Raw genomic sequence first — 21,189 nt, 5'->3', positions numbered from 1 at the left:
AGATTTTAACCGGAATAAAAGCGAAACAGACGCTTACAATAAATGAAATAAGCCTTGAAAGGGAGATGACAATTGAGCGAGCTTTGGTATACGGAGAAGCAGACGAAGAATTTCGGCATTACATTAAAGGTGAAGCAAACATTACATACTGAACAGACTGAATTTCAGCATCTGGAAATGGTAGAGACAGAAGAATTCGGAAACATGCTGTTCTTAGACGGAATGGTCATGACTTCTGAAAAAGACGAATTCGTTTATCATGAAATGGTTGCGCACGTACCCTTATTTACGCACCCGAATCCGGAAAACGTCCTCGTTGTGGGCGGCGGAGACGGCGGTGTCATCAGAGAGATTTTGAAGCACCCGGGCGTAAAAAAAGCGACGCTTGTCGACATTGACGGCAAGGTCATTGAATACTCTAAAAAATTTCTTCCGTCCATTGCGGGCAAACTTGATGACCCGCGCGTCGACGTAAGAGTCGATGACGGCTTCATGCACATCGCAAAATCAGAAAATGAGTATGACGTCATCATGGTTGATTCAACAGAGCCGGTCGGACCGGCCGTCAATCTGTTCTCAAAAGGCTTCTATGCCGGAATTTCCAAGGCGTTAAAAGAAGACGGCATCTTCGTCGCGCAGACGGACAACCCGTGGTTTACGCCGGAACTGATTACAAACGTACAGCGTGACGTGAAAGAAATCTTCCCGATCACCCGCCTGTATACGGCAAATATCCCGACGTACCCAAGCGGTCTGTGGACATTTACAATCGGTTCTAAAAAGTACGATCCGCTTGAAGTGGAGGACAGCCGTTTCTTCGACATCGATACGAAGTATTACACGAAAGAGCTTCACAAAGCGGCATTTGTTCTTCCGAAATTTGTGAGCGACTTAATCAAATAAAAATGTATGGCGCAGGAGCGAATCTTGCGCTTTTTTACAGGAAAGCGAGGGTATTATAGATGAGATTTGATGAAGCTTATTCAGGAAAAGTATTTATCGCAAGCCGTCCCGACTGGAAAGAGGCGGACGCCATCCTTTACGGCATGCCGATGGATTGGACGGTCAGTTATCGCCCGGGCTCACGCTTTGGCCCAAACAGAATTCGCGAGGTGTCTATCGGTCTTGAAGAATACAGCCCGTATCTCGACCGTGATCTGGCTGATTTGAATTTCTTTGACGCCGGCGACATTCCGCTTCCGTTCGGCAATCCGCAAAGAAGTCTTGATATGATTGAGGAATACGTGGACAGCATTTTAGAAAAAGGAAAGTTCCCGCTCGGCATGGGAGGGGAGCACCTTGTATCATGGCCTGTCATAAAAGCTATGTATAAGAAGTTTCCGGACCTTGCCATCATTCATTTTGACGCGCACACTGACCTGCGCACGGATTATGAAGGCGAACCGCTTTCCCACTCTACTCCGATCCGCAAAGCGGCCGAGCTCATCGGGCCGCAGAACGTATTTTCATTCGGCATCCGTTCCGGAATGAAGGAAGAATTTGAATGGGCGAAAGAAAACGGCATGCACATTTCTAAGTTTGAAGTGCTTGAGCCGCTGAAAAAAGTGCTGCCGCAGCTCGCGGGCCGTCCTGTTTACGTCACCATTGATATTGACGTTCTTGACCCCGCTCATGCGCCGGGAACGGGCACGGTTGACGCAGGAGGCATCACGTCTAAGGAATTGCTCGCCTCCATCCATGAAATCGCGCGCTCAGAAGTCAACGTAAAAGGCGCTGACCTCGTAGAAGTCGCACCGGTCTATGACCACTCAGAACAAACCGCAAACACGGCAAGCAAGATGATTCGTGAAATGCTGCTTGGGTTTGTGAAGTAGAAAGAAAAAAACCCGGAATAATAGGGCAGAAGAAGCCTTTGTTCCGGGTTTTTGTAATAGAATCTATCTCTTGAATAAAAAAACTCAAGGGAATTGTCACCGCAAACCTAAAGTGAAATCTTTCATTATAAATTCAGATCATTGCACGTTCAGATATATAATAATGAGGAGTTAAACTATTCGTTATTCCTGCTGATACTAATAGCGTACTCACAGCAAAACAGACTATAAGTAATTTATACTTCAATTTCATATAAATTCACTCCTCCTTCGATCTGCTGTCTGGCTTCTTCAACTTTTAAAAAGTATACAGAAGCTTTTTTATATTCTTCTTTTGTGTAATAATATTTAGCTACATCAAGGGCTAATTCCTCAATATCAGCATACATCAATTTACTTTCAAGAAAATGCAGACAATCGTTTATTAACGTATCTCTTGGATCCGGCATATACAAACATTCCAAAAATTTAAACTTTTCCTCGTAAATTATATCATCTATTTCCTTACATATTGAGATACCTTTTTTATGATAATCGTACGCGTTATCTATATTTTCTAACTTAAAATAAATCTGTGTAAGTAAGAAGTAGGGCTGCGGAAGTGAATGACTCATTTGAGCTTTTTCAAAAACAGCTATGGCTTCTTTTAAATGAGGAATGGCTTCATCTTTATTATTTTGATTATTGTAGCATAAAGCGATGTTAAAAAGTGTTCTCCCCATTAATTGAGGCTGCTGATCCAGTTCAGCCATCGTATATGCTTTTTGAAAGTGGGATATTGCATGATCATATTGCTTTACATCAAGATAATTAGCGCCAAACAAAGAATGGCACTGAGTCAACCTAATGCTATAATTATCCCCATTTTTATAAATTAAATAAGCTTGCCGCGCATAGTCCATTGAAACATAAGTTTGTTTCATATAGTAATAGACTTCTGACATCTTAAAGTAAAATTCCGCTTTTTCTATCTGATCTGTAACGTACGTCAATTTGCTTTCAGCTTTCTTAAAAAACTGAATAGCTGAAAGATACTCACGGCATTCCAGCTCATACATCCCCCGGAAAAAATTAAAATAATAATCAAGGCGTCCGGTCAGCCGGGCCTGCTTTTTATCAATATCCGCGAGCAGATCCGATAGTCTCGGCTGTTCTTCTATCCGCTGCGATTCCAGCGGTTCGAGGTATTCGAGCATCAGATTGTGGCGGAATTCCATGAGAGAATAGTACAGATGAAGATCCTGGTCATCTTCCAGGCTTGCAAGCTCTTCTTTGATTTCTCTCCGCAAGTACTCGGCGTCCGGGATGCTGAACCTTCGAATATACATATACCATTCGTTGATTTTTTCTCCAACCGCTGAAGACGATACAACACTCGCCACTATTCCGAATCCCTCCCTTCCACGTTATGTATATGACATATTTTATCATTTTCATTCGGAAGGATAGCGCAAAAAAACCGCAATGTTTTCTTTCGTTAAAACTGCATGTCTGCGGATATCATTTCAAAAATCCGCTATGATCCCCGACAATTTGTACAAGCAAACAAGTGCATCTTCCATATTCTGTTGTATCTGCGTGAGCAGTGTATGTCTGAAAAGGAAGTGAAGATATGAGAACTAACAAGCTTTCCTTTAAAGAAAAAGCAGGAGCCGCACAAGAAGAATGTTTATGTTTTTGCGAGGAAGAAGCAAGCCGTGAAGCGATGTTTCAAGCGCCAATTGAATTGCCTGAGGGGTTTGTCGTTGATCCGGCTGAAGCTGTTGCAAACGTGACGTGGAATGCAGACAGCCTTTCTTGTGTCATTGAACGCTGTTTCATTGAGACGGGGCCTGAGCCTGATGAAATCGGTGTTCAATTCGCAGTGCGCCTGCAGGGAACTGTTACGCTTCTCGTCAGTGTCTCACCAGTGCGAAATCAATATGGACAAGGGAACGGGTCTGTTTCTGTCATCCGCAATGCAGAGATTGACCAAGTCGTCTATTATTCTGATGAACCCGATGATTGCCCGGATGTCAGTGACATTACCATCGAGAACCTTGTTGTCGTTCCGCCATTCTATGGCAGTCCTTTATCGGTGACGGGCACGATTGTGTTTGTTCCTGAGCCGGAACCCGTTTATGCGTTTACAGCGAATCCAAATGATCAATCAGTTTCTGTGATTGATACAAACACTCATACTGTTGTGACAACGATTGCTCTGCCGTACCGGCCGACAGGTATTGAAATAACTCCGGATAAAAGCGCTGTGTTTGTTTTGCACTTCGACAATAATGTGATTTCTGTCATCGATTATGACACTTTAACAGTGACAGCATCCGTACTGCTGGATCAGCCGCCTAGATCGATAAAATGTATCCCAAATCATGAGTTTGCTTATGTTCTCGGCGTTACTGCGATTTATGTGATTGGAATTGATACGTTAACTGTGGATAGGTCGATTCCTGTGGAAGGGTTTGATTTTGCAATTGATCCCAATGGGTTATTCGCCTATGTTCTTGATTTTGGTTCAGTGCAAAAAGTGGACCTATTCACCGGTGAAGTCACAGGAACGATTGAACGAGAGCTTATCGTATCATCCATAGAAACAAATTGGCCGGAGCGGTATGCGTATGTCTTAGAACAAGAATTCTTGTTCAATTATTTGACGGTTATTGACTTAAATACGTTTACGGTCAGCATTACCCAAGAGCTGGAGCCTGATGGCCAATATGTAATGTTTACGAGTGGATCAGGGGTGTATTTACATGACAGCTTCACTGGCAATTTATATGCTGTCAGTCCGAATGGTGCAGGCGTTATAGGAAATGTTCCGCAATCGGCAAGAGACTTTGCGTTTACTCCGAATGGCGAATTTCTGTATGCTGCTCATTTTTTAGAGCAGAACATCACTGTTTACAACACGGATGATAATTCTGTGGTAACTGTGATATCTCTTGGGGTTTCACCGGGAGATATTGTGATTTAACCAACTGCATGCTGTACATTTCTAAAAGGACGTGAATTCATGAAAAAGAATGATCTTTCTGCTTTACAGGAAAATTGTTTCTGTTTTTGTGATGAGGAAATTAGCAGAGAAGCGCCGTTTCAAGTGCCGATTGACATTCCCGAGGGGTTCACTATTGATTCTGCCGAAGCAGCTGCGGCGGTTACATGGAGTACTGCTCATTTATTATGTATCAGTGAGCCTTGCTTAATCCAGACTGGGCCGGAACCAGAAGATATCGGTGTTCGATATGCCGTGAGAGTAAAAGGTACAGTTACGCTTCTTGTCAGTGTGTCGCCTGTACGAAATCAATATGGACAAGGGGACGGGTCTGTTTCTGTGATTCATACTGAAGAGATTGATCAAGTCGTTTATTATGCAGCGCAGTCTGGCCGCTGTCCTGATTTCAGTCAAATAACAGTGGAAGATCTTCTCATTGTACCGCCTTTCTACGGCAGTCCGCTTACGGTGACCGGGACACTTGTTTTACCGCCATCGCCAGACCCTCAATCGTATGTGTTTACAGCCAATTCAGGAGACAGCACGGTTTCGGTTATTGATGCAGATTTAAACACTGTTGTAAAAACAATCCCTTTTTCTGACGTGCCAACTCATCTAGGCGTTACTTTTGATAAAGCTTTCACGTTTGTCCTCCATGGGAATACCAACCTTGTCTCAGTGCTAGATAATAAAACATTAACCATCATAAATACCATTACTGTTGGAGAAGGGCCGAGAAAGGTTGAATTTGATTCAACAGATGAGTTCGCGTACGTGATGGCCGCCGGATCTATATATATGATCAACATGGCCTCTCAATCGGTCATTGATGTCATTCCGATACCCGGCGCTTTAGACTTTGCTCTTGATCCGAATGGACAGTATGTCTATACCGCTAATGGAAGCAGTTGGTCGGTTGATAAATATGATGTAAATACTGGGCAGTTGGTAGAAAGTATCATAGATACATTTGAATTTCCCAGTTTAATTGCCACTCCTTACGCTGGAAATTTTGCGTATGTGTTGAATGGTGAGCTGCTGCCGAAAGGTGTAACGGAGATCAGTTTGTCACCATTAAGCAGGGGAGGCGACTTCAACCGTTTATTTGAAACTCTGAGGACGATTGTATTTTCTCGCGATAGCACTAGGGCTTATTTTCTAGAGCCATATAGTGAACCGTTCCTCATTAATAACTTATACGTAGTTAATACGGCTAGACAGAGGATCATTGCAAACGTGTCTCTCCCCGGCGCTTCTGACCTCGCCGTAACACCTGATAATCAGTACATTTATGCAGCGCAGCCCGACGACAATACCGTGACCGTGTACCGCACGAGCGATTATACAGCTGTGACGGTGATCCCGGTTGGCGCGGGTCCATCTGCGATTGCAATGTAGCTTATTTCATAGGTTGAGAGAAGCAGAGCTGCGATAAGACAATCGTTTATAAATAAATGAGCCGAATCAGTAACACCGCGAGTCCCATTAATACGGCAAGGGGCGTGTGAAAGCGGAAAGGGACGGCTTTGACGATTTCGAACACGCAGCGCTTTGACATCGTTGGCATAGCTGCTGCACAATCTATGTTGCCGGAAGTCGCAGCAGCTTCGATGAGACTGTGTGAGTTTCTGAAAAGCTGCTGTCATGTTTTTCACGGATTGGGTGACATAGTGATATGATTTTCTCTTCTTATAAGGAACTGCTTTTTATGAGGTTTATCTTCAAATCTAATGAGCAATGATGGTAAGATAGAAGCAGTTGAAGTTTACAAGCTGAATGATTATACTATTCAAGTCAAAGTGGAATGATGAAAAGGACGTGTCAAAATGAAGCAAGAGACACCGATAACACTCCATGTGAAGTCTGTGATCGAGGATGACGGAAATGAGGAAGTCATCGAATTCCGTACTACCGGATTTTACTATGTAAAACAACAAAAAGTGTATCTATCTTATTATGAAGAACACGACCTAGGCAAAGTAAAAACGATTGTGAAGGTGAGCGAAGGCGAAGTCCTGATCATGAGGTCAGGTGCTGTTAAAATGAATCAGCGTTTCATAACGGGAGCTTCCACAATTGCGAAATATAAAATGTCATTTGGTGAGCTTGAGCTGGAAACAAGCACAAAATCGATTCAATCTGATCTCGGTGAAGAAAAAGGCCGAATCAGCATCGCATATGACATGCATGTCGGAGACGAGCAGCAGCATTTACATAATATGACGATCACGTATGAGGGAGGAACTCACGCATGAACATTGCGGAACAAATGAAGGACGTGCTGAAGGAAGAAATCAAAGCGGCCGTTCTGAAAGCGGGCCTGGCGGAAGAAAGCCAGATTCCAAGCGTACTGTTAGAAACACCGAAAGACAAAACACACGGTGATTATTCCACAAACATGGCGATGCAGCTGGCGAGAATCGCAAAAAAAGCGCCGCGCCAAATCGCCGAGGAGATCGTGGCGTCATTTGATAAAGGAAAGGCTTCCATTGAAAAAATGGATATTGCGGGACCGGGCTTTATCAACTTTTACATGAACAACAGCTACTTAACAAAACTGATCCCGTCCGTGCTTGAAGCGGGTGAACATTACGGTGAGACAAACGTCGGACAGGGCGAAAAGATTCAGGTTGAATTCGTGTCCGCCAACCCGACGGGAGATCTTCACTTAGGCCATGCGCGCGGCGCGGCGGTAGGTGACGCGCTGTGCAGCGTGCTTTCTAAAGCGGGCTATGATGTGAGCCGCGAATACTATATTAATGATGCGGGCAACCAGATTAACAATCTGGCGCTTTCCGTTGAAGTCCGTTATTTTGAAGCGCTCGGTCTCGAAAAACCGATGCCGGAAGACGGCTACCGCGGGGAAGATATTATCGCTATCGGGAAAAAGCTTGCCGAAGATTTCGGCGACCGCTTCGTCCATGAAGAGGAGAGCGAACGCCGGGCATTTTTCCGTGAATACGGCTTAAAGTACGAGCTTGATAAACTCCGCTCCGACCTGGAGAATTTCCGCGTGCCGTTTGACGTATGGTATTCTGAAACGTCACTGTACGAAAACGGAAAAATTGATCAGGCGCTCGAGGCGCTTCGCGAAAAGGGCCATGTATACGAAGAGGACGGCGCGACATGGTTCCGCTCCACAACGTTCGGCGACGACAAAGACCGCGTGCTGATCAAAAAAGACGGCTCATACACTTATCTGCTGCCGGATATCGCATACCATAAAGACAAACTTGACCGCGGATTCGACAAGCTCATCAATGTATGGGGCGCGGATCACCACGGCTATATTCCGCGTATGAAAGCGGCAATTGAAGCGCTCGGTTACGAAAAAGGCACATTGGAAGTTGAAATCATTCAGCTCGTTCATTTATATAAAGACGGCGAAAAAATGAAGATGAGCAAACGTACGGGGAAAGCCGTCACGATGCGTGATCTGATTGAAGAGGTCGGCCTTGACGCAGTCCGTTATTTCTTCGCGATGCGCAGCGCTGATACGCATATGGATTTTGACTTGGACCTTGCCGTATCGACATCTAACGAAAACCCTGTGTATTACGCGCAATACGCACATGCCCGTATTTGCAGCATGCTTCGCCAAGGGGAGGAGCAGGGGCTTAAACCGGCGGCGGATCTTGATTTCAGCCATATTCAATCAGAAAAAGAATATGACTTGCTGAAAACGATCGGCGGCTTCCCTGAGGCAGTGGCGGAAGCGGCGGAAAAGCGAATCCCGCACCGTGTCACAAATTATATTTATGATCTGGCTTCCGCTCTGCACAGTTTCTACAATGCGGAGAAAGTCATCGATCCGGAAAATGAAGAGAAGAGCCGCGCGCGCCTTTCTTTAATGAAGGCGACGCAAATTACGCTGAACAACGCGCTTCAGCTGATCGGCGTATCGGCTCCGGAAAAAATGTAATCATTATGATAGGACAAAGTCTTCGGGCTTTGTCTTTTTTTTGTATATAAAACGTGTGATGTACTTCACAATCCCGCACACCGAGTTTTTGTATGATAAGACTGATATTGAATCAGTGAAAGGGGCAAGCCGAATGATCAATCGTCAACATATTCAATTATCGTTGCAGTCATTAAGCTTAGTGGCGGGGTTTATGGTGTGGGTGCTGATTTCATCGCTCATTTCCCAAATGACATCAGATATTCATTTAACCAAAGGCGAGATTTCATTGGTGACGGCGATTCCCGTTATTCTAGGATCGCTTCTCCGCATTCCTTTAGGGTATTTAACGAACAGGTACGGCGCGAGGCTGATGTTCATGATCAGCTTCATCCTGCTTTTGTTTCCCGTGTTTTGGATCAGTATGGCGGATTCTCTGTTTGATTTAATCGCGGGCGGCTTTTTCTTAGGGATCGGAGGGGCGGTATTCTCCATCGGAGTGACGTCGCTTCCGAAATATTATCCGAAAGAAAAGCACGGTGCCGTCAATGGGATTTACGGTGCCGGAAACATCGGAACCGCCATTACCACTTTTGCGGCGCCGGTTATCGCTCAGGCCGCGGGATGGAGAGCAGCCGTTCAGATGTATCTCGTTTTGCTGGCTGTTTTCGCATTACTGCACGTTTTGTTCGGCGACCGGCATGAGAAGAAGGCCAAAGTTTCCGTGAAAACCCAAATCAAAGCCGTTTACCGAAATCATGTGCTGTGGTTTTTGAGCATGTTTTATTTTATTACGTTTGGCGCTTTTGTCGCCTTTACCATCTATCTGCCGAACTTTTTGGTTGAGCATTTCAGGCTGAGCCCCGCGGATGCAGGGCTGCGGACGGCCGGCTTTATTGCGGTCTCTACGCTGCTCAGGCCAGCGGGAGGATTTCTTGCCGATAAAATGAACCCGCTCCGCATTTTGATGTTCGTTTTCGCAGGGCTTACGCTGTCAGGCGTTATGCTGTCTTTCTCGCCGGCGATCGGCCTCTATGCGTTCGGATCACTGACGGTGGCAGTCTGCTCAGGGATTGGAAACGGGACGGTATTTAAACTGGTGCCTTTCTATTTTTCGAAGCAGGCGGGGATTGCCAACGGTATTGTGTCTGCTATGGGAGGGCTGGGCGGTTTTTTCCCTCCGCTGATTCTGGCAAGTGTATTTCAGGCAACGGGCCAATACGCGATCGGGTTCATGGCGCTTTCAGAGGTTGCGTTAGCCAGCTTTGTTCTTGTGATCTGGCTGTATTGGCAGGAAAGAATGAAAACACATACGGAGAGAAACAGTCGGAGCCTCAATTCATAATGATCCATTCACAAGATTGTTAGTTTTTTCTGGGTGAGTGCAAATCAAGTCACGTTACAATATATATACGCAACGTGACTTTCTTCGAGGTGAGCTCATGAATATTCTCTCTGTCCGAAAATCTGATAAAGAACTTCTTTCCCGTGAACTGCATGAATTGCTGGAATCAATCAGCACGAAAAAGAAAATGAAAAAACACACCTATTTGTTTCAAGAAGGAATGGATGCAGAAGAGCTTTATCTGATTCAATCGGGGCTCATTGAAATCGGCAAGCTGACGTCTGACGGAAAAGACCTGACACTTAGAATCTGCCAGAAACACGATATCGTCGGGGAACTGACACTGTTCACAGAAGAGCCGAGGTATATGCTCAGTGCAAAAGTGTTAGAGGACGGCGAGGTGCTCGTCATTAATAAAAACAAGCTGGAAAAGGAATTGATTCAAAACGGTAATTTGACGTTTGAATTTATGAAATGGATGAGCACCCATCTGAGAAAAATCCAGTCTAAGATCAGGGATCTGCTTCTTCACGGCAAAAAAGGGGCGCTCTATTCCACCCTTATCCGTCTGTCAAACAGCTACGGGGTGGAACGAAGCGACGGGATTCTGATTAACATTGTGCTGACAAATCAGGATTTGGCAAAGTTTTGTGCGGCGGCACGGGAAAGTGTCAACCGCATGCTGGGAGATCTGCGCAAACAAGGGGTTATTTCGATAGACGAAACCGGAAAAATTATTTTGCACAAGCGGGACTATTTACGGTGTGAGATTGAATGTGAAAACTGTCCGCTGGAAATCTGTAATATTGACTGAAAAAACAAGGACAGCCGGTGTCCTTGTTTTTCAATTTGTGATACATATACACATGACGGCGAAAAAGAAGCCGGCATTTGAGATTTCCAGAATGCCGATCGTTTTCGCGGGCCAATTTCTCCCGTGAAAAAACCACGCCCGCAAACTGCTGGGGATAAAAGCGAGAAATGCCCAGCCTGCTCCGAGAAGACACGATAAAAAGGGGAGCAGCAAATGATATCCCCATGAACAGTACGCAAATGTTCTGTTTTTTCTCTCCCGGATGACCGACTTCACATAAAAGGAACTTCCGATAAAAAATAAAGCAGATTGAGAGAGAATAAACCAAGCCCAGCCGTCAAGGGTTCCCGTCCCCAGCCAGCAGCTCGCAAGCCCGCCTGAACAAAAGAACAGAACACCTGCCATATCATTCACGAGCGCCCGTTCGTTTTTTTGGCGGGCATAATGCATATGGATAAGAAACAGCGGCAATAAAGAAAGGCCGACCCAGACGAGCTGCGGTTTATGATAGATAGAAATGATCAAAAAGCAGCATGCCGGAAAACCGTAAATAGATATCCACTTTTGATAGGGGTTGAGCCGTTTCTTTTTCAAGGCGAGCGAAACGGGATAAACCGCCAAGTAAAGGAAAAGCCAGCCCAGAAAGAGCGGAATATGCCAAAAAACCGGGCCTCCTTTGACCATGCCGAGTAAAAACGGAATCAGCAGCATCGCCCATGCGCCGTGCTGATTCGGAATCATCACCTTCATCGAAATCCTCCTTTTATATGTCATTATAAATGCAGGCATCCTCCTGATAAGTGATATTCATCATACAAGCTGTGAAATACATCACTGCCGCGCGGGCTCAATCGGGCTACACTAAAGCTATCAATAGCACAGGAGGCTTTCCTATGAATCAGTGTCACTATTTATTATTTCTGAAACAACTTCCTATGTTTAACGAAGTGCCCCTGTCCATTGTCGAAACTTTGCTGAAAAACGGGACGTTTATCAGCGGCTCATCTGATCAGTCCCCATCCTTTCTTCATTCACAATCCGTTTATATTGTATTAAAAGGCAGTATCCGTTTTAAGGACAGCAGGCTGCCTGAAGGATCGCAAACTGTTGCGCTGTGGGAAAAAGGCGATGTGTTTCCGATTGATGAAAAAGGCGGGCATTCTTTATCGCCTTTTATCTCAGTCAATGCCTCACCGGACATTCTGGCACTACATATTCCATATTCCATTTTTAAGCAGATGATGTCTTACCATCCGCGGCTGCAAATGAATTTTTTGGCGATGCTTCAGCAAAATGTCTTTTGTTCCTATCAGTTGTTTTTGAGGTATCTGCATACATCACGCGATGAAAACGCTGAACCCGGTTCTTAAAGAGGACCGGTTTTTTTCTTTGAAAGAAAACGTCCTGCCATGAACGCCGCCGTCTTTCCTGCTCCTTTGTGTGAATGTTTTGTGAAAAAAGCAGAGTGTGTGACATAGTTCACAAGGAAATGCGCTCTCTCTGTTTATAGTGTACGTAGCATCACCTGACTCGGAAGGAGTGAACGATCATGAAGAAAAAGAAAATGAGTCCGCTGTTCAGGAGATTAAACTATTTTTCTCCTATCGAACATCATTCAAATAAACATAGCCAAACCACTAGCGAAGATCGTGATTGGGAGAATGTATACAGAAACAGATGGCAGTACGACAAAGTCGTTCGCTCCACCCACGGCGTCAACTGCACGGGTTCTTGCAGCTGGAATATTTACGTGAAAAACGGAATTGTCACGTGGGAAGGACAAAACTTGAATTATCCATCAACAGGCCCGGATATGCCTGATTTCGAACCGAGAGGCTGTCCGCGGGGCGCCAGTTTTTCGTGGTACATCTACAGCCCGCTCCGTGTGAAATATCCGTACGTGCGCGGTGTGCTGGTCAATTTGTGGCGGGAAGCACTGCAGGCGCATCAAAATCCGCTTGATGCCTGGAAATCAATTGTTGAAAATCCTGAAAAAGCGAAGTCTTATAAACAGGCAAGAGGGAAAGGCGGATTTGTGCGCGCTGAATGGTCTGAGGTGCTGAAGCTGATTTCAGCCTCTCTGCTGTATACAGTCATGAAATACGGGCCTGACCGGAATGTCGGCTTTTCTCCGATTCCGGCGATGTCCATGATCAGCCACGCATCAGGTTCGCGATTCATGTCTTTAATCGGCGGCCCTATGCTCAGTTTCTATGACTGGTATGCGGATCTTCCGCCGGCGTCCCCGCAAATTTGGGGCGACCAGACGGACGTTCCGGAAAGCAGTGATTGGTACAATTCAGGCTATATCATCACATGGGGTTCCAACGTTCCGTTAACGAGAACGCCTGACGCACATTTTTTGGCGGAAGCCCGCTATAAAGGCGCTAAGGTCATTTCGATCAGTCCGGATTTTGCGGAATCCTCAAAGTTCGCCGATGACTGGCTCAGTATCCGCCAAGGGACTGACGGGGCGCTTGCGATGGCAATGGGGCATGTCATTTTGCAGGAATTTTACGTGAATCAAGAGACGGAGCGGTTTATCAAGTATGCGAAGCAATACACGGATTTTCCATTCCTCGTCACTCTGTCAAAAGAAAACGGTGTATACACAGCGGGCCGGTTTCTGCATGCGAAGGACATCGGGCGGCAGACAAAGCATGATCAATGGAAGCCTGCGGTCTGGAATGATCAGACAGGCGCTCTTGCCATACCGCAAGGAACAATGGGTTCCCGCTGGGACGGACGGCAGAAATGGAACCTGCATATGATCGATGAAGACACCGGGGAACCGATTGAACCCCGACTCTCTGTGCTTGGAATGGAGGACGAAATCGGCTCGGTGCGCATTCCGTATTTTTCAAATGACGGAAACAAAGTGCTCAAGCGGGATCTTCCTATTAAAAAATTGGACCTGAACGGCGAAGAGGTGTGTGTCACGACCGTGTTTGACTTGATATTGGCCAATTACGGCGTGAACCGGAGTATCGGCGGACAATCAGCTGTATCCTATGATGATCCTCGTCCGTTTACACCTGCCTGGCAGGAACAGATCACAGGAATTAAAAGAGAAGCCGTTATACAGATTGCCAGGGAGTTTGCTCAAAATGCGATTGATACAGACGGCCGGTCCATGATTATCGTCGGAGCGGGGATTAACCACTGGTTCAATTCCGACACAATCTACCGCGCGGTGTTAAATCTTGTTTTATTGGTAGGCGCACAAGGCGTAAACGGCGGAGGCTGGGCTCATTATGTCGGTCAGGAAAAGCTCCGTCCTGCTGAAGGGTGGCAAACGATCGCAAATGCAAAGGACTGGGAAGGCGTGCCTAAGCTGCAAAACGGCACCTCATTTTTCTACTTTGCGACAGACCAGTGGCGTTACGAAGACCAGCCGATCAGTGACTTGGCTTCACCGATCGCTTCTTCATCCCGCTACAAGCATCACGCCGATTACAATGTGCTGGCGGCGCGATTAGGGTGGCTGCCGTCCTACCCGACTTTCGATAAAAACGGCATTGACCTGTACAAAGAAGCTGAAAAAGCGGGGGCGGAGACACCTGAAGACGTTGGTGTGTATATAGCCTCACAGCTTCAAAACAAAAAGCTGAAATTTGCGATTGAAGATCCTGACAATGAAGCCAATTTCCCAAGGAATCTCTTCGTATGGCGGGCCAATCTGATCTCAAGCTCAGGAAAAGGGCATGAATATTTTCTCAAGCATCTGCTGGGGACGACGAACGGTTTGATGAATGACGACAGCGACAGCATCCGCCCTGAAGAAATTAAATGGCGGGAGCAGGCGCCGGAAGGGAAGCTCGACTTATTAATCAATCTCGATTTTCGAATGGCGGGTACGGCGCTGTATTCCGATATCGTGCTGCCGGCGGCGACATGGTATGAAAAACACGATCTCAGCAGCACGGATATGCATCCGTTCATCCATCCTTTTGCTCCGGCGATCTCGGCACCGTGGGAATCGAAGTCAGACTGGGATATTTTCAAGGCACTGTCAAAAGCCGTTTCCGATCTGGCGGAAGAAGTCGAGATGGAGCCGGTGAAAGAAGTGGTTGCAACGCCGCTCCTCCACGACACGATGCAGGAATTGGCCCAGCCGTTCGGCAAAGTCAATGACTGGAGCAAAGGCGAATGTGAAGCCATTCCGGGAAAAACAATGCCGAACATCCATGTTGTTGAACGGGATTACAAGCACATCTTTCATAAAATGACCGCGCTCGGGCCTTACACCGGTTTAAAACCGAGCGGAACGAAAGGCATGAGCTGGTCGATAGCCGATGAATATGAATCACTCAAAAAGAGACTTGGAGAAATCACCTCGGACAGCGTCGCAAAGGGGTGTCCGAATATAAGTGAAGCGAAGCAGGCGGCGGAAGCGATTTTAACCCTGTCGTCCACCTCCAATGGAAAAGTCGCCGTAAAAGCATGGGAATCACTTGAAAACGTCACCAATCTGGAGCTGAAAGACCTGGCGGAAGAACGGGAGGAAGAATGCTTTACGTTCGAACAAATTACAGCCCAGCCGAAAACGGTCATCACCTCTCCGGCCTTTACCGGCTCAGAAAAAGGGGGACGCAGGTACTCGCCGTTTACGACGAATGTAGAAAAATTAATTCCGTGGCGGACACTGACCGGCAGACAATCTTATTATGTCGATCATGAACTGATGATGGAATTCGGTGAAACGATGGCGACATTTAAACCGATCCTCCAGCATCGCCCGTTTCTAAGCAAACGGCCTGACCAAGAGGGCAAAGAAATCGTCCTTAATTACTTGACGCCGCATAATAAATGGTCCGTCCACAGCATGTATTTTGATTCCCTGCCGATGCTGACGCTGTTCCGCGGCGGGCCGACCGTGTGGATGAATAAAGATGACGCCGCGGATACGGATATCAAAGACAACGATTGGATTGAATGCTTTAACCGAAACGGCGTTGTCGTGGCGAGGGCGGTTTTGTCTCACCGGATTCCTAAAGGAATGGCGTTTATGCACCATGCCCAAGACCGCCATATCAACGTGCCCGGCACAAAACTGACAAATAACCGCGGCGGCACCCATAACAGCCCGACAAGGATTCACGTCAAGCCGACACAGATGATCGGGGGCTACGCCCAGCTCAGCTACGGCTTTAACTATTACGGCCCGACGGGGAACCAGCGCGACCTGAATGTCGTCATCCGCAAGCTAAAGGAGGTCGATTGGCTTGAAGATTAAAGCGCAAATCGGGATGGTCATGAACTTGGATAAATGTATCGGCTGCCACACATGCAGCGTCACCTGCAAAAACACGTGGACAAACCGTTCCGGTGCGGAATATATGTACTTCAATAATGTAGAAACAAAGCCGGGCATCGGCTACCCGAAGCAATGGGAGGACCAGGGCAAATATAAAGGCGGCTGGACATTGAAAAAAGGGAAGCTTGAACTGAAATCCGGCCCGAAAACAAACCGGCTTGCAGGCCTTTTTTATAATCCGAATCAGCCGACGATTGATGATTACTATGAACCTTGGAACTATGATTATGAAACATTAACAAACAGTCCGCAGAAAAAACACCAGCCTGTGGCACGGCCGAAATCGTCACTGACGGGGGATTTCATGAATATCGAATGGGGCCCGAACTGGGAGGATGATCTCGCGGGCGGCCACATTACAGGGCTTGAAGATCCAAACGTTCAAAAAATGGAGGAATCGATCAAAACGGAGTTCGATGAGGTCTTTATGATGTACCTGCCGCGTATTTGCGAACACTGCATCAATCCGGCATGCGTGTCATCCTGTCCGTCCGGCGCCATGTACAAACGCGAAGAAGATGGCATTGTGCTCGTGGATCAAAACGCGTGCCGTTCATGGAGATATTGCGTGTCATCGTGTCCTTATAAAAAAGTCTATTTTAACTGGCAAACGAACAAAGCGGAAAAATGCACACTCTGCTTCCCGCGCTTAGAGGCGGGGCTGCCGACCATCTGCTCCGAGACATGTGTCGGCAGAATCCGCTATCTCGGTGTCATGCTGTATGACGCGGACAAAGTCGAGGAAGCGGCATCTGTTGAAAATGAAAAGGATCTCTACCATTCCCAATTGGACGTTTTTCTTGATCCGAATGATCCTGAGGTTGCCAAACTGGCAAAAGAACAAGGCATCCCGGCTGAATGGATAGAGGCCGCGCAGCAATCGCCAATCTATAAAATGATCATCGATTGGAAGATTGCGCTGCCGCTTCATCCAGAGTACCGCACACTGCCGATGGTTTGGTACATTCCGCCGCTGAGCCCGATTATGAATCTCTTTGAAGGAAAAGGCAGCCAGCAAACAGCGGAAGATATTTTCCCGGCTATCGACCAAATGAGAATTCCGATTGACTATTTGGCGCAGCTATTAACAGCTGGTGATACGGATCATATTCGGTCAACGTTAAAGAAAATGTCTGTCATGCGCCAGTATATGAGAGCAGTCCAGACGAATAAAATCATCGACCCGGCACTGATCTCCAGTGTCGGCTTAACAGAAAAGAAAATTGAAGACATGTACCGGCTACTTGCGATCGCCAAATATGATGACCGCTTTGTGATCCCGAGCAGCCATCGGGAAGAAGTGTCTGATTTATACGCTGAACAAGGGAGCTGCGGCTTATCATTTTCAGGCGGCCCCGGCTCTTGTTTCTAACTTTTGATAAATGAGGTGGAACAAGATGAACACCATGGACCGGCAAATTACGTTTTCTGCTCTTTCCTGTCTTCTCTCTTATCCTGATGAAGAATGGAGAGCCGAGCTTCCTGATTGGAAGTCTCTTATTGTTGAAATCAGCAACCGGAAAATCAGGGAGAAGCTGCTGCACTTTTTAGAGGCGGCAGCCGGATTTTCTCCGGAAGCGCTGATTGAACACTATGTCTATACGTTCGATTTCGGGAAAAAAACGAATATGTACGTCACCTACTTTAACTCAGGCGAGCAAAGGGAGCGCGGGATTGAACTGCTGCAGCTGAAGAACGCATACCAGCAATCCGGTTTCCTGCCGACAGAGAAAGAACTGCCTGATTACCTGCCGCTGATGCTGGAATTTGCGGCTGCTGCGGAGACTGAAGCGGCGAGAAGCGTGTTTGAGAAATATCTGTTCAATGTGAGGGAGCTGGCATCCCGCCTCGAAAAAAATGACAGCATATACGCCGTGCTCCTGCATGCCCTGCTGGCCGCGCTGGACATTCTCGGCGTGCGTGAATGCATTGAAGAAGGGGCTGTTCAGGCATGAGCGAGCGGATCCTGTGGGGGATTATGCCGTACATTGTATTGACGATTTTTATCGGCGGGCATATTTACCGCTATCAGCATGACCAGTTTGGCTGGACGGCGAAATCAAGCGAGCTGTTAGAAAAGAAAAAACTCGCGGCGGGCAGCACACTTTTTCATTGGGGACTGCTGTTCGTTGTCGGCGGACATGTCATGGGAATTCTGATTCCGGAAGGCGTGTATACTGCACTTGGCATTTCAGAGCATATGTATCACAAAATAGCGATTGGCGCGGGACTGCCGGCAGGGATTGCGGCATGTACCGGACTAGTGATCCTGACGTACAGAAGGCTGTTTGACAAAAGAATCCGCAAAACCAGCTCGCCATCGGATATCCTTACGCTCATCCTGCTTCTGTTCATGATGCTGTCAGGCGTTGCGGCCACGTTTCTCAACATTGATTCGAAAGGCTTTGATTACAGGGCGACAGTCGGGCCGTGGTTCAGGGAAATCGTTTTGTTCCGGCCTGACGCTTCTTTGATGGAGAGTGTCCCGCTATGGTTTAAGTTTCATATCATCATTGGGTATGTTGTTTTTATCCTCTGGCCGTTTACAAGATTGGTTCATGTGTTCAGCCTGCCGCTCAAGTATTTGACCCGCAGCTATGTTGTTTATCGGAAACGCTCATGAAAATCCCCCTTGCAAGAGGGGGATTTTTATGATGAAAAAAATAAAAATATAAGATATTTTCTGCCAATGTAATGGCTGGGCGGCCGGGATTCCTGTTATGTTTGATGTGAAATAACATGCAAAAAAGGAGAGTGAAGAATGAAGCGGGTTTTCTTCATTGTAGCTGCTTGTCTCATGACAAGCGCCGGCATCCTGACACTCAGACATTCTCATATATTAACCGGCGGCACGGCCGGACTGTCACTAAGCTTGTCATATTTGTTTCCATCCTCGTTTGCCGTTATCTTCTTTCTGATTAATATCCCATTTTATGTATTTTCTCTCATCAGAATGGGCATTAAATTCACTCTATCTACCGTTTTTGCAGTCACAGTGCTGACTATGTTTACAGGCGCAGATCACTGGCTGCCGCCGTTCTCTGTTTCACCGCTTGCCGGGGCGATTTGCGGAGGATCGCTGATCGGGTTCGGCCTGTCGCTCATGTTTTACCATCAGGCATCGCTCGGCGGCGCCAATATCCTCGCTTTATTTCTGCAAAAGCGCTGCGGATGGAATCCGGGTGCTGTTAATTTCCTTTTCGATTTTGGCGTAGTGCTGGCGGGCATTTTTTCCGTCGGATTGCTGAGAGGGATCTTCTCCTTAGTGTCGATTGCGGTCACGGGCCTGATCATCGGCATTTTTAAAAATAAAATCAAAAACAGCAGCTCCCTCAAGCCGGTTTTGCTTCATAACCTCACGCCGGGGCAATCACAGGAAGCCTCATCGTAAGCCTTTCCGCTCGTTCGGAGAGGCTTTTTCATATGTTTACAGGCCGGAAAACAGAGGGTATACAGAGATATCGGATCAGATGGGGGAGAGTCGGGATGCTGAAAAGGAGACTGGAATTTTGCTTTTTATATATGATGCTTATCGGAGCATATGTCATATGGTTTTTTCCGGTTTCCAGGCTTGAGTTTTACGGCGGATTGCTTTGCTATGCAAGCATTATTTTGTTCAGCATTTATTCGTTAATCCTAGAAAACCGCACCTCGCAGCACACGCTGTTATGGATTCACATTCTTGTCTTTTTTCCGATCGCCGGGTACTTATTTTACCTTTTTTCCGGCCAGCTTTATGAAAAAGGCAAGCTGTTCAGGTCGAAACGGACATATAACCGGGAAAAGCTGAGGACGATATTTGATATGGAGCAAACTCCCGACTTGTCCGGATTGAAAGGAAATCAAAAGCGTTTCTTTCAGTATTCAATCAAAGCGGCTCATATGAATATCAATACAAAAAGCAGGCTGACGGTGCTCAAAAACGGGGATGAAACATTCCCTGAGCTGTTTGAGGCGCTTCGGGCAGCAACGTCATTTATACATATTGAGTATTACATGTTCAAATCAGACATGCTCGGGCACAAGATGATGGAGATTATGATGGAAAAAGCCCGTGAAGGCGTGGAAGTGCGGTTTTTGTTCGACGCGGCCGGCAGCTTGAAGCTGGCCGGAAAAGACATTAAAAAACTGAAACATGCGGGTGTGAATATCGTCCCGTTTCTGCCGCTGAAATACGGCTTTTTCAACCAGAAATTCAATTTCCGAAATCACCGCAAGATCGTGATCGTTGACGGGAAAACCGGTTTTGTCGGCGGGCTGAATGTCGGCAAGGAATATATCAGCAAAGACAGAAATGTCGGTTTTTGGCGTGACACCCATATGAAAGTCGAAGGAGAAATTGTTCAGACGCTCCACAGCATTTTTATGCTTGATTGGGAATACGTTTCGGATGAGGTGCTGATTGATCAGAAAGCATACAGCTGCCCGGTCCCTGCAGAAAGCGGCGGCATCTATCAAGTCGTTCCGACAGGCCCTGATATGAAGGAGCGGATGAGCGATCTGTATTATGCCATGATTGCGGCAGCCGAATCGTCTGTATGGATTGCGACGCCTTATTTCGTACCGAATGAGCCGATCCGCACAGCGTTAAAGGAGGCAGCTGCCAGAGGCGTAGAGGTGCGTGTTATGGTGCCGGAAACCAATGACGGGTTTTTAACCCAGTACGCGACGAGATCGTATTTCCCCGAGCTTCTTCGCGAAGGAATCGAAGTCTATTCCTATCAAAAAGGCTTTATGCATCAAAAGGTGCTCATCACTGACGGAAACCTCGCTTCTGTCGGGACGGCGAATATGGACATGAGAAGCTTTCAGCTGAACTTTGAAGTCAATGTCTTTTTTACAGATCAAAAGGCGATCAAAGATCTTGAAGCGCATTATCTGGAGGATATGAGAGAGTCTGAGAAAATCAGCCCCGTCCGTTTCTATAAGCGCACATTATGGGAAAGAACGAAGGAATCCTTCGCGCGGTTATTTTCCGGCGTTTTATAAAA

General features: G+C 46.7%; 18 protein-coding genes and 1 pseudogene. 15 read left to right on the top strand and 4 right to left on the bottom strand.

All coding sequences use genetic code 11. The features are described 5' to 3' along the window. Positions 1-72: 72 nt before the first annotated feature. Positions 73-903: a spermidine synthase gene (speE, locus tag AADZ70_RS13370; protein WP_013353957.1), complete on the top strand. Its 831-nt coding sequence runs from the start codon at positions 73-75 to the stop codon at positions 901-903. A gap of 59 nt (positions 904-962) precedes the next feature. Then, the gene (gene speB / locus AADZ70_RS13365) at positions 963-1,835 is read left to right on the top strand and encodes an agmatinase (RefSeq protein WP_016937592.1); all 873 of its coding nucleotides are present in this window, start codon (positions 963-965) and stop codon (positions 1,833-1,835) included. Between the two features lie 133 nt (positions 1,836-1,968). On the opposite strand, the gene AADZ70_RS13360 is transcribed toward speB, so the two are convergent. Next, the gene (locus AADZ70_RS13360) at positions 1,969-2,088 is read right to left on the bottom strand and encodes a PhrC/PhrF family phosphatase-inhibitory pheromone (protein ID WP_115996635.1); all 120 of its coding nucleotides are present in this window, start codon (positions 2,086-2,088) and stop codon (positions 1,969-1,971) included. Beyond that, the gene (locus AADZ70_RS13355; protein ID WP_016937593.1) at positions 2,072-3,217 is read right to left on the bottom strand and encodes a tetratricopeptide repeat protein; all 1,146 of its coding nucleotides are present in this window, start codon (positions 3,215-3,217) and stop codon (positions 2,072-2,074) included. Before AADZ70_RS13355 ends, AADZ70_RS13360 begins: the two co-directional genes overlap by 17 nt. Positions 3,218-3,447: 230 nt before the next feature. On the opposite strand from AADZ70_RS13355, the gene AADZ70_RS13350 reads away from it, so the two are divergent. Both AADZ70_RS13350 and AADZ70_RS13345 read left to right on the top strand, forming a co-directional pair. Next, a complete protein-coding gene (locus AADZ70_RS13350) occupies positions 3,448-4,803 on the top strand; it encodes a YncE family protein (protein WP_342007166.1) in 1,356 nt (451 codons plus the stop codon). Between the two features lie 39 nt (positions 4,804-4,842). Next, on the top strand, positions 4,843-6,219 hold the full coding sequence (locus tag AADZ70_RS13345) for a YncE family protein (protein WP_016937595.1): 1,377 nt from the start codon (positions 4,843-4,845) through the stop codon (positions 6,217-6,219). A 6-nt stretch (positions 6,220-6,225) separates the two neighbouring features. Here AADZ70_RS13345 and AADZ70_RS13340 read toward each other — a convergent pair. Next, a pseudogene (locus tag AADZ70_RS13340) lies at positions 6,226-6,494 on the bottom strand (hypothetical protein); the annotation flags it as partial. A gap of 153 nt (positions 6,495-6,647) precedes the next feature. Between AADZ70_RS13340 and AADZ70_RS13335 the strand changes: the two are divergent. The 4 genes from AADZ70_RS13335 to fnr all read left to right on the top strand — a co-directional run bounded on the left by AADZ70_RS13335 (position 6,648) and on the right by fnr (position 10,881). Further along, positions 6,648-7,076, top strand: coding sequence for a DUF1934 domain-containing protein (locus AADZ70_RS13335; protein ID WP_016937596.1), 429 nt, complete (start codon positions 6,648-6,650; stop codon positions 7,074-7,076). Further along, positions 7,073-8,743, top strand: coding sequence for an arginine--tRNA ligase (argS, locus tag AADZ70_RS13330; RefSeq protein WP_016937597.1), 1,671 nt, complete (start codon positions 7,073-7,075; stop codon positions 8,741-8,743). The genes AADZ70_RS13335 and argS overlap by 4 nt, the downstream gene beginning before the upstream one ends. Positions 8,744-8,876: 133 nt before the next feature. After that, on the top strand, positions 8,877-10,067 hold the full coding sequence (locus tag AADZ70_RS13325; RefSeq protein ID WP_342007165.1) for a nitrate/nitrite transporter: 1,191 nt from the start codon (positions 8,877-8,879) through the stop codon (positions 10,065-10,067). 97 nt (positions 10,068-10,164) lie between these two features. Continuing rightward, entirely contained in the window at positions 10,165-10,881 is a 717-nt protein-coding gene (gene fnr / locus AADZ70_RS13320; RefSeq protein WP_016937599.1) for a fumarate/nitrate reduction transcriptional regulator Fnr, read from the top strand. A 30-nt stretch (positions 10,882-10,911) separates the two neighbouring features. Here the strand turns inward: fnr and AADZ70_RS13315 are convergent, their stop codons facing one another. After that, positions 10,912-11,631, bottom strand: coding sequence for a YwiC-like family protein (locus AADZ70_RS13315; protein WP_342007164.1), 720 nt, complete (start codon positions 11,629-11,631; stop codon positions 10,912-10,914). 143 nt (positions 11,632-11,774) lie between these two features. On the opposite strand from AADZ70_RS13315, the gene AADZ70_RS13310 reads away from it, so the two are divergent. The 7 genes from AADZ70_RS13310 to cls all read left to right on the top strand — a co-directional run bounded on the left by AADZ70_RS13310 (position 11,775) and on the right by cls (position 21,187). Next, the gene (locus AADZ70_RS13310; protein WP_342007163.1) at positions 11,775-12,251 is read left to right on the top strand and encodes a Crp/Fnr family transcriptional regulator; all 477 of its coding nucleotides are present in this window, start codon (positions 11,775-11,777) and stop codon (positions 12,249-12,251) included. Positions 12,252-12,430: 179 nt separating this feature from the next. Then, positions 12,431-16,117: a nitrate reductase subunit alpha gene (locus AADZ70_RS13305; RefSeq protein ID WP_342007162.1), complete on the top strand. Its 3,687-nt coding sequence runs from the start codon at positions 12,431-12,433 to the stop codon at positions 16,115-16,117. Beyond that, positions 16,107-17,570 carry a nitrate reductase subunit beta gene (gene narH / locus AADZ70_RS13300; RefSeq protein WP_327814771.1) on the top strand — a complete coding sequence of 488 codons (1,464 nt, stop codon included), beginning with the start codon at positions 16,107-16,109 and terminating at the stop codon, positions 17,568-17,570. Before AADZ70_RS13305 ends, narH begins: the two co-directional genes overlap by 11 nt. Before the next feature lie 25 nt (positions 17,571-17,595). Then, positions 17,596-18,153 (top strand): nitrate reductase molybdenum cofactor assembly chaperone, encoded by a 558-nt coding sequence (gene narJ, locus AADZ70_RS13295; RefSeq protein WP_342007161.1) that lies wholly within the window; start codon positions 17,596-17,598, stop codon positions 18,151-18,153. Continuing rightward, the gene (gene narI, locus AADZ70_RS13290) at positions 18,150-18,821 is read left to right on the top strand and encodes a respiratory nitrate reductase subunit gamma (RefSeq protein ID WP_016937606.1); all 672 of its coding nucleotides are present in this window, start codon (positions 18,150-18,152) and stop codon (positions 18,819-18,821) included. Before narJ ends, narI begins: the two co-directional genes overlap by 4 nt. Positions 18,822-18,959: 138 nt before the next feature. Then, positions 18,960-19,589, top strand: a complete 630-nt coding sequence (locus AADZ70_RS13285; RefSeq protein ID WP_342007160.1) for a YitT family protein — start codon at positions 18,960-18,962, stop codon at positions 19,587-19,589. Between the two features lie 95 nt (positions 19,590-19,684). Beyond that, positions 19,685-21,187 carry a cardiolipin synthase gene (gene cls, locus AADZ70_RS13280; RefSeq protein WP_342007159.1) on the top strand — a complete coding sequence of 501 codons (1,503 nt, stop codon included), beginning with the start codon at positions 19,685-19,687 and terminating at the stop codon, positions 21,185-21,187. Positions 21,188-21,189 lie beyond the last annotated feature (2 nt).

It is taken from the genome of Bacillus sp. YBsi01 (genome assembly GCF_038406745.1).
In the GTDB taxonomy this organism is placed as follows: domain Bacteria; phylum Bacillota; class Bacilli; order Bacillales; family Bacillaceae; genus Bacillus; species Bacillus siamensis.
The sequence above is the reverse complement of the archived record's forward strand: the minus strand, read 5'-3'. Positions and strand labels throughout refer to the sequence as shown.

Coding starts and splice junctions, on each gene's coding strand:
- AADZ70_RS13285 (WP_342007160.1), top strand. CDS start 18,960: ATGAAGCGGGTTTTCTTCATTGTAGCTGCTTGTCTCATGACAAGCGCC.
- AADZ70_RS13315 (WP_342007164.1), bottom strand. CDS start 11,631: ATGAAGGTGATGATTCCGAATCAGCACGGCGCATGGGCGATGCTGCTG.
- AADZ70_RS13325 (WP_342007165.1), top strand. CDS start 8,877: ATGATCAATCGTCAACATATTCAATTATCGTTGCAGTCATTAAGCTTA.
- argS (WP_016937597.1), top strand. CDS start 7,073: ATGAACATTGCGGAACAAATGAAGGACGTGCTGAAGGAAGAAATCAAA.
- narI (WP_016937606.1), top strand. CDS start 18,150: ATGAGCGAGCGGATCCTGTGGGGGATTATGCCGTACATTGTATTGACG.
- AADZ70_RS13350 (WP_342007166.1), top strand. CDS start 3,448: ATGAGAACTAACAAGCTTTCCTTTAAAGAAAAAGCAGGAGCCGCACAA.
- AADZ70_RS13360 (WP_115996635.1), bottom strand. CDS start 2,088: ATGAAATTGAAGTATAAATTACTTATAGTCTGTTTTGCTGTGAGTACG.
- fnr (WP_016937599.1), top strand. CDS start 10,165: ATGAATATTCTCTCTGTCCGAAAATCTGATAAAGAACTTCTTTCCCGT.
- AADZ70_RS13310 (WP_342007163.1), top strand. CDS start 11,775: ATGAATCAGTGTCACTATTTATTATTTCTGAAACAACTTCCTATGTTT.
- AADZ70_RS13305 (WP_342007162.1), top strand. CDS start 12,431: ATGAAGAAAAAGAAAATGAGTCCGCTGTTCAGGAGATTAAACTATTTT.
- speB (WP_016937592.1), top strand. CDS start 963: ATGAGATTTGATGAAGCTTATTCAGGAAAAGTATTTATCGCAAGCCGT.
- cls (WP_342007159.1), top strand. CDS start 19,685: ATGCTGAAAAGGAGACTGGAATTTTGCTTTTTATATATGATGCTTATC.
- AADZ70_RS13345 (WP_016937595.1), top strand. CDS start 4,843: ATGAAAAAGAATGATCTTTCTGCTTTACAGGAAAATTGTTTCTGTTTT.
- narJ (WP_342007161.1), top strand. CDS start 17,596: ATGAACACCATGGACCGGCAAATTACGTTTTCTGCTCTTTCCTGTCTT.
- AADZ70_RS13335 (WP_016937596.1), top strand. CDS start 6,648: ATGAAGCAAGAGACACCGATAACACTCCATGTGAAGTCTGTGATCGAG.